This is a genomic window from Dactylococcopsis salina PCC 8305 (assembly GCF_000317615.1).
Taxonomy (GTDB): Bacteria; Cyanobacteriota; Cyanobacteriia; order Cyanobacteriales; family Rubidibacteraceae; genus Halothece; species Halothece salina.
On record NC_019780.1, the window covers coordinates 3,090,806 to 3,102,840 of the forward strand.

Genomic DNA, 12,035 nt, shown 5'->3' on the forward strand with positions numbered 1-12,035 from the left:
TATTGACGAGAATGCGCCCTTTCAGGTATGCTGTAAAAAACAATAATCCCACGGGATGTTCTGTCTTTTTATTGATTTAGCCCTTTCAATTGCCTGATTTTTCGTTGCGATCATTTAAATCTTGTCAAGTTTTTTGACCACAACTCGCATTGATTTTTGTAAAGGAATCGTAAGGTTTGTAACGAAGGGTTGACAGATTCACGAATTTATGCGTCCAAGAAATCAGCTTAAACAAACCTAACCTCTAGCATAACACTTTGAACCGTTATTCGTTATTCGTTATTTGTTATTTGTTCACTAGTCACTGGGAGACGTTCCATGGAACGTCTCTACATTGGTCACTGATCACTGGTCACTCGATTCCCGACTCCTAAACCCGACTTAGGTTGGGAGTCTTCTCAGAATGCAAGATAAAATATAGTCTGGAAAAAAGAATTAATAACAACAAAAAATCTTATGCCTAAACAGCGCATCCTCTCAGGAGTTCAACCCACTGGAAATCTTCATCTCGGAAATTATTTAGGTGCGATTCGTAACTGGGTAGAAACACAAAAAGACTATGAAAACTTTTTTTGCGTGGTCGATCTTCATGCGATTACAGTTCCTCACAATCCTGAAACTCTCGCTCAAGATACTTATACGATCGCGGCGTTATATCTAGCTTGTGGAATTGACTTAAATGACTCCACAATTTTTGTTCAATCTCATGTTACCGCTCACAGTGAACTGGCGTGGTTATTAAATTGTGTCACCCCTTTAAACTGGTTAGAACGAATGATTCAGTTTAAAGAAAAGGCCGTTAAACAAGGGGAAAATGTCAGCACAGGTTTATTAGATTATCCCGTTTTGATGGCAGCGGACATTCTGCTTTATGATGCAGATAAAGTGCCTGTGGGAGAAGACCAAAAACAACATTTAGAACTAACTCGCAACATTGCGCTACGGATGAATGATCAGTTTGGGAAGAAAGATCAACCCGTTTTGAAACTTCCCACTCCTTTGATTCGCAATGAAGGAGCGCGGGTAATGAGTTTAATTGATGGGACGAAAAAAATGTCGAAGTCTGATCCCTCGGAGATGAGTCGGATTAATTTACTTGATTCACCTGACGAGATTGAGAAGAAAATTAAACGTTGTAAAACTGATCCGATTAGAGGGTTAACCTTTGATGATCCCGATCGTCCTGAATGCAATAATTTATTAAGTCTTTATTTGTTGCTATCGGGAAAAACGAAAGAGACAGTCGCAGCGGAATGTCAGGATATGGGATGGGGACAATTTAAGCCTTTACTAACAGAAACCACGATCGAAGCCTTACGTCCGATACAAGAAAAGTATCAAGAGTTAATGACGGAGAAAGGTTATCTTGATTCAATTTTAAAAGAGGGACAAGAAAAAGCAAGTTCGATCGCTCAAGAAACGCTTTCACGGGTTAAAAATGCGTTGGGTTATTTACCTCCTTTTTAATCAAGTAGATTGTAATTACTGATTACTAATTACTGATTACTGATCATAATCAAGTTTGGGTAATTGCTTAGAATTGGTGTTGGGTTTCGTTTCCCTCCACCCAACCTACATTTTTGTCCTTTGTTTTCCAATGACTAATGTACAGACGTTCCATGGAACGTCTCTACCTAATGACTAATGACTAATTGGTGTTGGGTTTCGTTTCCCTCCACCCAACCTACTTTTTATCTAAATCCGCAAGAAGACTCCCATCATAATCGGCATCTGAGCTTGTCGAAGATTTGATTTGATGGGTTGATGAATTGCGGTCAATAAGTTACAATTTTCTAAAATTGGTTTGAATCCCAAAGGTGGTGGATTGTTAAGACTCCTAGAGCCTAAAAGGTGCGCTTAAGGTATCAACAAGAGGTGCGAAAAACCTCTATAAAAACGTTAGCACTTTAACGAGTGTACCAGTAAAAAGCAAAAATACTTAAAAACTGTAGGATCGGGCGGATCCAAACAGGATAATCTACGCTTGTGGAGATTGACCCACTGGGACTGAAGCAGCGAGTTTGTGGATGTTTTAAGGTTGGTCGTCTGCTGAACTTGGTTCAGTAGTTAGAAGCAAGAATCTCCCATTATAATCTTTGATTTAATGGGAGAGCGTCAATTCTTCAAGAAGAGATAATAAAGCTGTCCCGTCCAATCCACAATTCCCGCACGACGACCAGCGCTTTCCCCTGTTCCCATAAAAATATCAACTCGTCCCGCACCTGTAATCGCGCTGCCCGTATCTTGATCTAACACATAGTGACTGACGAGAGGAGTTTCAATTTGATCCGCCTCTGTGATTTGGGGAAACTTTGTATGAAGTAATGCCAGCGCCCCTCGTGGCATAATTGATTTATCGGTAGCGATGCTGCGTTCCCCAGTGACAGGAACGCCTAAACTCCCTGTTGCTGGTGCGCCTTCTGTTTTCCGAAAGAAGACAAAACTTTTATTTCGAGGTAAGTAACGGCTTAATTGTGCGGGATGCTGACGAAAATAAGTGATTAAACGCGGTAAGGAAAGCTCTTCTCGTTCTAAAATCCCATCACGGATTAATTCGCCACCGATACTCGTGTACGGATGATCGGTTTTTCCCGCGTACCCGATCGAGATCGTTTTTCCATTTCGTAATTTTAGCCTAGCAGACCCTTGGACGTGGATTAAAAACGCTTGCAATCTATCGGACAACCAGGCAATTTCCCTCCCCTTTAAGGGGCTATTTTCCCCCTCTCCGTTAATTCCCTCTAATGTGGCGCGAGTGGGATGAGGAGATGACCACTGTTGAAAGTTGGGAGGACGTTGATAAATGGGATAACGGTATTTTTCCGTCCGCGTGAGACTCGCTTCATAAACGGGTTCAAAATAGCCTGTAAAATGAACCTTTCCCTCTCCATCATTACCGAGCGATCGATAAAAAGCAAATTCCTGTTTTACCGCCGTTGCTAGTGCTTCTGGGGTGGGAGAGGTGCGAACTAACTGACGGAAGCGAAGTAAAGATTGTAAAGCGCGATCGATCTCGATATCTTGATTATGATAGGCTCTTCTGGCGCTCGGTGTCTGCAAATAACGTAAACTATGATTAATCGCCTCAATCAGCGCTTGTTTCTCTTCAGGGGAGTCTAACCGTTTCTCAAGTCCTAACTCTGGCGGTAACTGTTGCGAAGACACCTTAACCAAAGGAAAAGCCAAAGCCGCCGTTGAACCAGAAAAAAGCAATCCCACCATCACCGAAAGCGTCACTGTCAAAGAACGTATCATCTTTTATCTTCTCCTTAAAACCGTTCCACACTACCCGCAAATAAAGGTTCGACTCTAATCGCAACAATACTCGACGGACGCACTACCATATATTCCCCCTGAATATTTTTAATGGGAACACTAATAAAATCATGGGATTCCCCATTCGGTTTTAACTCTCCCTTGTACCATTTTTGAAACTCTTGAATCGTGGGAAATCGTACCTCTTCACGATGACCACTACTTAAAAATAAATAAACCGCATACTCATCAGGGGTGCGTGGCATAAAAATCACTCCAACATCAAATCGCTACCTAATCATAAAATAAAGAGACGTTCCCGAGAACGCCTCTTTCAAATTAATCAATCGATCGAGTTACACCACAACGGAAGGGGTTTTTTCCTGCTGAAAGAAGGCGGCTAAAACCTGTTCTGCAATTTGAGAACTGCTTAACCCTAAATCTGCTTTTGCTTCTTCTGGTTTCGCATGATCTACCAATTGGTCGGGAACACCAAACCGTTTCACGGGTACAAGAAGATTATGATCCATAAATGCTTCCGTCACCGCCGAACCGAAGCCACCCATCAAGCAACCTTCTTCTAACGTCACCACACGCCCAATTTGTTTGGCGAGAGGAAAGATTAACTCCGTATCTAACGGCTTCACAAAACGGGCATTAACCACCGTCGCTTCGATGCCATGTTCACTGAGAATTTCTGCGGCTTGTAATGCGGTTGGCACCATTGCGCCATAGCCTAAAACTAGCACATCATCACCGTTACGGAGGATTTCACCTTTGCCAATTTCAACAGGGTCCCAACCTTCTTCCATGAGAGGAACACCAATGCCATTACCCCGAGGATAACGCATCGCGATCGGTCCGTCTGTGTAATTAACTCCCGTCACCGTCATCCGTTGTAATTCCGCCTCATCTTTGGGGGCCATAATCACCATATTGGGAAGACATCGCAAATAAGCAATATCATACATTCCCTGATGAGTGGGACCATCAGCGCCAACAATGCCAGCGCGGTCTAAACAGAAAAACACTGGTAAGTTTTGGATACAAACATCATGGATAATCTGATCATAAGCCCGTTGGAGGAACGTCGAGTAAATTGCTGCCACAGGACGCATCCCTTCACAAGCTAAACCAGCGGCGAGAGTTACTGCGTGTTGTTCCGCGATGCCAACATCCACATATTGATCTGGAAGTTTTTGTTGCAGTTTATCCAAACCCGTTCCCGTCGCCATGGCTGCGGTAATGCCGATGATTTTGGGATTGTTTTCGGCAAGTTGCGTTAGGGTATGGGCAAAGACTTTACAGTATTTCGGAGGCTTCGGTTTGCTAGAAGGTTGGGCTTTTCCAGTGGCGATATTAAAAGCACTTTGGGCATGATAACCCACCTGATCTTTTTCTGCGATACTATAGCCTTTTCCTTTCGTTGTCGCCACATGAACTAACACGGGTCCGGGGACTTGATGTGCCTGTTGGAAAGTATGAATCAACTCGGTTAAGTTATGTCCATCAATGGGACCAAAATACTTAAAGCCTAATTCTTCAATTACCGCACCCACTTTCGGAACAGCTAACCGTTTCATTCCTTCTTTCATCCGTTCCATCTCTGGGGTTAAAGACTCACCAAAGAAGGGAAGATGTTTAAATTGTTCTTCTAAATTGTCGGTTAAAAATTGCATCGGTGGCGAGAGACGGACTTTATTGAGATAGCGAGAAATCGCCCCCACGTTGGGAGAAATGGACATCTCGTTATCATTGAGAACCACCATTAAATTTGTATCAGGAATATGTCCCGCGTGATTAATTGCTTCTAGCGCCATGCCTCCCGTTAAAGCGCCATCACCAATAATGGAAACCACTTTGAAGTTTTCTCCTTTGGCATCTCGGGCTAACGCCATTCCTAAACCAGCAGAAATGCTTGTGGAAGCATGACCAGCACCGAAATGATCAAATTGACTTTCACAGCGTTTGAGATAACCAGCAATGCCATCTTTTTGGCGGAGGGTGTCAAAGCGATGATATCGTCCTGTAATTAATTTGTGGGGATATGCTTGGTGTCCCACATCCCAGATGACTTTATCACGATCTAAATCAAGGGTTTGATATAATCCGAGGGTTAATTCCACAACTCCTAAACCAGGTCCGAGATGTCCGCCACTGGTGGAAACGGTTTCTAAATGTTTTTCCCGAATTTGTCGGGCAATGGTTTCCAGTTGACGAACGGATAACCCGTGCAATTGGTTGGGATGGGTGATTTCGCTAATGTGCATAGGTTGCTTTGTTTTCCAAGTGCTACCGTTTGGTTTTGCCTAATATCTCTACTGTAAAGGATTTATACCCACTGTTTCTTTATCGTTGTTGCAAATTGCAATATCATGTTCGTTTAACGATGATTGTGATTAAATGTGAGAGTTATGTGGACAGAAATCGCAAAACAAATTTCCCACGCAACGGGAAAGCCGTTTGAAATTAAAGATCGTCGTTCCGTTGGCGGTGGATCAATTAGTCAGAGTTATGCGGTGACGGATGGGACGGAAAGCTATTTTGTGAAGCTGAACCGCGCTTCTGAGTATGAAATGTTTGTGGCGGAAGCGTTGGGATTAAAGGAAATGTATGAAACGCGAACGATTCGCGTCCCACAACCGATTTGTTGGGGAACAACAGCAGATTCTGCTTATATTGTGATGGAGTTGTTAGAGTTGGGACGCGGTGGCGGTTCGCAGGTTTGGGAAACGATGGGTGAACAGTTGGCGTTGATGCACTATCAGGGTATCGCGGAACAGTTTGGTTGGCATCGCAATAATACGATCGGTTCGACTCCTCAAATTAATCATTGGATGGACAGTTGGGCGGATTTTTTCGCGGAACATCGCATTGGTTATCAAGTTCGTCTCGCGAAACGACGCGGCGCAAATTATCCTGATGTCAAAAAGGTGGTGGAGAGGGTGCGATCGATTCTAGGTGACCATCATCCCCAACCGTCGCTGGTACATGGTGATTTGTGGGGAGGGAATGCTGCTGTCACGGAAGCGGGAGAACCAGTCATTCTTGACCCAGCAACTTATTATGGCGATCGAGAAGTGGATATTGCGATGACTGAATTGTTTGGTGGCTTCCCAGCGTCGTTTTATCAAGGCTATAGGGCAACTTGGGAACTGGATGCAGGTTATCAACGGCGCAAAGACCTTTATAATCTTTATCACATCCTTAACCACTTTAATCTCTTTGGTGGGGGTTATGGTTCCCAAGCGGGTCGAATGCTCGATCGATTATTCAAAGATTAAATATCCTCTGGAATCACCCATTTCGGGGGTTCTTCTCGTTTCTTTTTCACGGCTTCTTCTGCCATGTCTAACATTTGGTCGAGGGATGTATTATTAATGAATTTTGAGGCTTGGGCCGCGTATTCTTTATGAGGACATTGATTGCCGAGAACGCAGCCGTTAACACAGGCTTCCGCACAGTTGATTTGGGTTTGCATGGGACTCCTCTCTTAATGTTGATGTCCGTTTACAGTCGGTGTTCTAATCACAGCTTAACTTAAGCTCGATCGAGCGTATGATCACAGGAAGAACCATGTACAGTAATTTATTCTCAGGTTTAATGGTGGGTTTTCTCGTTCTCACGATCGCTCTCTATCTCCTACGGGGCATTGGGATTTTAACCTTTATCCCTGGGGGGATCATCTATCTCTCATTTATCGCCGCGATCGTCTTTCTGCTTCTCTCGAAAGTGGCGCGTCGTCAGCGATGGTAATCCTCTCGCTTCGATCGAGTTTTCCTGATTGAGCGGCGGCATAATTCAGTTATAATGATGAGAAAGATGATAGTAATCAAACTGTTGTTCTTTCCTACTACACATTTCCTTCTCGCTGTCAACCCCTCTTAACACTTCTTCTCGTTTTGCAACAAAAATACATACGACTTGTCCTCTAAAAACTTGACAAGTTTCTCGCTCTTAAAACGCAGTGATGCAGGTTTTAACTCCCAATTTTGCAATTTAAACAGACTGCCCCTGGATTTTCGTTTTTAGTATCATACCTGAAACGGCGCAATCTCGTCAATATTTGCGCTCAAATTTTTTCATTAAGAACTGTAAAGTTGCTCAATTCATAGAAATATCCAATCAATTAGCGGAATAAGCCTAGACTTTAATCTATGGTACGGTGTCGCTTATAATTCAGAATGAATGAATCATTAATTATTTCCATGTGGCTAAATATCATCGAGAGTCCATTATTTTCCTTCACAATTTTATTACTGGTTGTGCTGACTGTACCACCGATTTTTGAGCGTTTCAAACTACCAGGATTAGTGGGATTAATTGTCGCGGGAATTGCTTTGGGTTCAGACGGATTAGGATTACTAGATGCGGAATCAGAAACGATGAAACTGCTTTCTGATGTGGGAAAAATTTACCTGATGTTTGTCGCGGGACTGGAAATTGATCTCAATGAATTTCGCAAAGCAAAAGGGAAAGCAATTGGCTTCGGGATGCTTACATTTGTCTTACCGATTCTGACAGGAATCATTATCGGTTCGATTTTTGGTTATGGTATCAATGCAGCGGTTTTAATGGGGTCTTTAATGGCTTCCCATACTTTATTAGGGTATCCCATTGTCACCAGTTTAGGTGTCGAAAAAAAACCCGCGATCGTCGCCACGATCGGAGCAACGATTTTTACAGATATTACCTCTTTATTGGTGTTAGCGATCTGTTTGTCGATTCATCAGGGAGACTTTTCCGCAGCCAGTCTCGCCTTACAATTATTTGCTTTATTTGCCTATTCAATTCTGGTTTTATTTGGCTTAGATTGGAGTGGAAAATACTATTTTCGCCGCACTGGAGACGAAGAAAGCAATCAGTTTCTCTTTGTATTGTTAGCTGTATTTCTCGCTTCTGTGGGAGCGCAAATTATCAATGTTGACAAAATTGTTGGGGCATTTCTTGCTGGTTTAGCGGTGAATGATGTGGTGGGAAGAAGTCCAGTTGAGGAAAAGGTTACTTTTGTCGGTAGCACGCTTTTTATTCCCTTCTTTTTTGTGGGCATGGGATTACTATTAGACTTATCGAGTTTGCGAGAAACTCTCACCACTAACTTAGCATTAACCGCCGCTTTAGTGGGAGGATTATTCTTAAGTAAAGGATTAGCCGCCACGATCGCGCAGTGGTTGTATAAATTCAGTTATACCGAAGGCTTAACCATGTGGTCATTATCCTTACCACAAGTCGCCGCCACTCTTGCCACTGCATTAGCAGGATTAAATCAAGGACTATTAGATCGAGCGCAATTTAATGCTGTAATTGTTTTAATGTTAGTGACAGCAATTGTTGGACCGATTCTCACGCAACGCTTTGGTCGTCAATTACAATCTCCTCCTCGTAACCCAAACCTTACTGTTCCTACTATTCCTAAAACCTTTGTTACTTATCCTCCTTCTCGCGTTTTGGTGTCTGTTTCTAATCCGAATACAGAAACATATTTAATCGAAATGGCAGCGTTATTAGCTCGTCAAGGAGACGGAAAAATTATCTGCTTAAAAGTTGTTCTGGATGGGATGGGTGCTACTCAAGATGTACGAGAAGCAGAATCTTTATTAAAGCATACTGAACAATTAGGAAATGAATTAAATATCAGCACCATTCCGCTATTACGATTAGACGATAAAATTGCTCAAGGAATTACTCGCACTGCTAGAGAACAAAATGCGACTTGGGTGGTGATGGGTTGGAGTCCAACCACACTCAAACAGCGCTTTTTAGGAAGTACCATTGATGATGTTTTTTGGTCGGCTCATTGTCCAGTGGTGGTAATGAGTTTGACCCAAGCACCAACAGAGATTCATAACATTTTAGTTCCTGTAGAAAATTTAAGTCCTCCCAGTTGGCGCACGATCGAATTTGCACAATTATTAGCACAAACCAATCAGGCAAAAATTACACTGCTTCATGTTGTTCCCTGGGAAGAATCTGCTGCAGAAATGGAACGATTTGAAGCAACATTGAAAGAGTGGTTACTTTGGCACAATTTCCGTCTTCCCATTCATATTCAAACCATGATTAATGAGAGTATTCCGAAAGCAATTGTACAGGTTTCTCAAGATTATGATTTAACAGTTTTAAGGGCGTTACGTCGTCAAACGGCGGGAGGATTAGCAGTGAGTAACATTACAACAAAAATTGTTGCTGATTCTCAAGGATCATTAGTGTTGGTAGCAGAACCCCAGTTTAATAATTAAAGGCAAGAGGCAAAAGGCAAGAGGCAAAAGGCAAGAGGTAAGAGGTAAGAGGTAAGAGGTAAGAGGTAAGAGGTAAGAGGTAAAAGGCAAGAGGCAAGAGGCAAGAGGCAAAAGTATTTAATAATTTAATTTTTTGATAAGAGCAGAAATCATTCTAGTTTCTTCTTTTAAGTTGTTAATAATTATTTCCATATCTTTAAGTGTACATAAGCCTACTCTTGCGGATAAAAGAAGATGAGTTTCTGTTTCATTTACAGAACCTTGGGCTATGTTTAAAAAACGCTTATAATCTCCCGAAGCTCTTCTTCCATAACCTTCAGATATATTTGCTGGTATGGATGATGATGATTTTCTAACTTGTAAAACCATCCCATATAGTTCCTCTTTTGGAAATTTTTTGGTCACAAAATAACATTGTTCAGCAATTTCCATACCTTTTTGCCAAATTATTAAATCCTTAAAGTCTTTGATCTCTGACATCTTGAAATCTTTAAAATAAAAAAATACTTTAACACTTTTGCCTTTTGCATGCAAGCCTTTTGCCTTTTGCCTCGACTTTAACTATTAATTTATCATGCTGACTGTAAAAGAGCCTAATTAATCTGACAAATCTGTTCTAAGGTCTCAAAGAAATCTGGGTAAGAAATTGAAGCAGCTTGTGCGCCATTAATTGTCGTTTTTCCTTTTGCCATTAAAGCCGCGATCGCGCAACTCATCGCCACCCGATGATCATTGTAGGCTTCAATTTCTGTTCCGATTAAGTTCCCCTTACCAATGATTTCTAAACCATCTGGGCGTTCGGTTACATTTGCGCCCATTTTACTTAATTGGGAAGCCATGACAGCGATCCGATCGCTCTCTTTCACCCGTAATTCTTCTGCATCTTTAATCACTGTTTTCCCCTGAGCAAAAATCGCCGCCACTGCTAAAATTGGAATCTCATCAATTAGTCTGGGAATTAACTGACCACCAATTTCTGCGCCTTTTAACTGACAAGAACGCACCCGTAAATTTGCGATCGGTTCTCCTGCAATTACCTGTCGATTTTCGATCGAAATCTCAGCATCCATTCGGTTTAACGCTTCTAAAATGCCAGTACGGGTGGGATTAATCCCAACATTTTCAATCACTAATTCTGAGTCGGGAACAATAATTGCAGCCACCAACCAAAAAGCAGCGGAACTAATATCCCCAGGAATAAAAACGTCTCTTCCTGTGAGCGTTGATCCGCCTTGAATCGTCACTGATTTTGTTTCTGCATCTGTGCTAATTTTTGCACCAAATGCTTTTAACATTCGTTCGCTGTGGTCTCTAGAAATTGCGGGTTCAATAACGGTCGTATTGCCTTCTGCATTCAGTCCCGCCAGCAAAATACAAGATTTGACTTGTGCCGAGGCAATGGGAGAACAATATTCAATCCCTTTTAGGGTTTTGCCTTGAACTGCTAAGGGAGCGCGAGAATTGTTTTGTCTCCCCCAGATTTCTGCCCCCATTTGCATCAAGGGCAGAACGACACGAGACATGGGACGCGATCGAAGCGAATCATCGCCACTGATGACAAAAAACCGATCGGGGTGAGAAGCGAGTAACCCCAACATCAAACGGACGGTTGTTCCTGAATTGCCAGCATCTAGTACCGCCGTTGGTTCTTGGATGTTACCTAAGCCAATGCCTTCTACAACTACCTCTTGGGAATTTAAGTCTGAAATTTCTGCTCCCATGGCTCTTAAACAGTGAGCGGTACTGAGAGGGTCTTCCCCTAATAATAACCCTTGAATGCGCGTTTCTCCCTGCGCGATCGCCCCAAACATCAACGCACGATGAGAAATTGATTTGTCTCCAGGGACGGTTAAATTTCCTTGTAGGGTTAACCCCTGATTTGGGCGTTCAATCACTAATTGTTGCTGAGAAGCAACTGATTTAATCGTAATGATAGAATCCGACATATTTTTAGTAAGAATAATTAATAAACTCTGACCTATGGCGACCAGATCAAGCTCTATTTTAGCATTTTATGAAAAATGTTCTAAATCAATTTTTCGAGTTATACCATTAGTTATCTTTATTCAGACGACGCACCAGCCAATAACTAATTGACAGGGCAAAAATAGCGACAGCTAGCGAAATTAAATCCGTGTTGGAGTATTTTTTTAAGTCGAAAATAATAATCTTTCGTGCGACAGCAATCAGGGAAGTGGCAATCACTAACTCCACTTGAAAGATATGTTTTCGTAAATAAGCGGTGATGTTATCTAGCAATTCTAAAGCAATTAAGATATTCAGGAATAAACCAAATATTTCTAAAAGGGTTTCATTAAAAAATCCTGACGGTGGCGAAGTAAATAACAGTCTTGCTAAAACGAAAACCAGGTCAATCAAAGCGACAATAATCACGATTAACAAAGCAATTGTTAACACCTTAGACACCACTGTTTCTACGGATTCAGTGATTTGTAAAAACCGTTCATCTTCTTGCCATAATCGTTTTAAAATTCGGGTGATCTTTCGTGGTTTTTTCATAAGATTTTTTTCTTTGATATT

General features: G+C 42.0%; 11 protein-coding genes. 4 read left to right on the plus strand and 7 right to left on the minus strand.

Annotated elements, in window-relative coordinates; all coding sequences use genetic code 11:
- Positions 1 to 456: 456 nt before the first annotated feature.
- Complete coding sequence (gene trpS / locus DACSA_RS14845; protein ID WP_015230532.1) at positions 457 to 1,467, plus strand: tryptophan--tRNA ligase; 1,011 nt, start codon at positions 457 to 459, stop codon at positions 1,465 to 1,467.
- Between the two features lie 648 nt (positions 1,468 to 2,115).
- Here the strand turns inward: trpS and mltA are convergent.
- From mltA to dxs, 3 genes are all read right to left on the minus strand, one after another.
- On the minus strand, positions 2,116 to 3,252 hold the full coding sequence (mltA, locus tag DACSA_RS14850; protein ID WP_041235927.1) for an MltA domain-containing protein: 1,137 nt from the start codon (positions 3,250 to 3,252) through the stop codon (positions 2,116 to 2,118).
- A 17-nt stretch (positions 3,253 to 3,269) separates the two neighbouring features.
- Complete coding sequence (locus DACSA_RS14855; protein WP_015230534.1) at positions 3,270 to 3,521, minus strand: hypothetical protein; 252 nt, start codon at positions 3,519 to 3,521, stop codon at positions 3,270 to 3,272.
- Between the two features lie 90 nt (positions 3,522 to 3,611).
- Positions 3,612 to 5,525, minus strand: a complete 1,914-nt coding sequence (gene dxs, locus DACSA_RS14860) for a 1-deoxy-D-xylulose-5-phosphate synthase (protein ID WP_015230535.1) — start codon at positions 5,523 to 5,525, stop codon at positions 3,612 to 3,614.
- 144 nt (positions 5,526 to 5,669) lie between these two features.
- On the opposite strand from dxs, the gene DACSA_RS14865 reads away from it, so the two are divergent.
- Positions 5,670 to 6,539, plus strand: coding sequence for a fructosamine kinase family protein (locus tag DACSA_RS14865; protein ID WP_015230536.1), 870 nt, complete (start codon positions 5,670 to 5,672; stop codon positions 6,537 to 6,539).
- Here the strand turns inward: DACSA_RS14865 and DACSA_RS14870 are convergent.
- Positions 6,536 to 6,736, minus strand: coding sequence for a hypothetical protein (locus DACSA_RS14870; protein WP_015230537.1), 201 nt, complete (start codon positions 6,734 to 6,736; stop codon positions 6,536 to 6,538). The two genes, DACSA_RS14865 and DACSA_RS14870, sit on opposite strands and share 4 nt — an antisense overlap.
- A 95-nt stretch (positions 6,737 to 6,831) precedes the next feature.
- Between DACSA_RS14870 and DACSA_RS14875 the strand changes: the two genes are divergently transcribed.
- Complete coding sequence (locus DACSA_RS14875; protein WP_015230538.1) at positions 6,832 to 7,011, plus strand: hypothetical protein; 180 nt, start codon at positions 6,832 to 6,834, stop codon at positions 7,009 to 7,011.
- 452 nt (positions 7,012 to 7,463) lie between these two features.
- Positions 7,464 to 9,494, plus strand: a complete 2,031-nt coding sequence (locus DACSA_RS14880; RefSeq protein ID WP_015230539.1) for a cation:proton antiporter domain-containing protein — start codon at positions 7,464 to 7,466, stop codon at positions 9,492 to 9,494.
- A gap of 117 nt (positions 9,495 to 9,611) precedes the next feature.
- Here the strand turns inward: DACSA_RS14880 and DACSA_RS14885 are convergent, their stop codons facing one another.
- The 3 genes from DACSA_RS14885 to DACSA_RS14895 form a co-directional block, all read right to left on the minus strand.
- Complete coding sequence (locus DACSA_RS14885; protein ID WP_015230540.1) at positions 9,612 to 9,974, minus strand: four helix bundle protein; 363 nt, start codon at positions 9,972 to 9,974, stop codon at positions 9,612 to 9,614.
- Between the two features lie 113 nt (positions 9,975 to 10,087).
- Positions 10,088 to 11,440 (minus strand): 3-phosphoshikimate 1-carboxyvinyltransferase, encoded by a 1,353-nt coding sequence (aroA, locus tag DACSA_RS14890; RefSeq protein ID WP_015230541.1) that lies wholly within the window; start codon positions 11,438 to 11,440, stop codon positions 10,088 to 10,090.
- 106 nt (positions 11,441 to 11,546) lie between these two features.
- The gene (locus tag DACSA_RS14895) at positions 11,547 to 12,014 is read right to left on the minus strand and encodes a phosphate-starvation-inducible PsiE family protein (protein WP_015230542.1); all 468 of its coding nucleotides are present in this window, start codon (positions 12,012 to 12,014) and stop codon (positions 11,547 to 11,549) included.
- Positions 12,015 to 12,035: the final 21 nt, after the last annotated feature.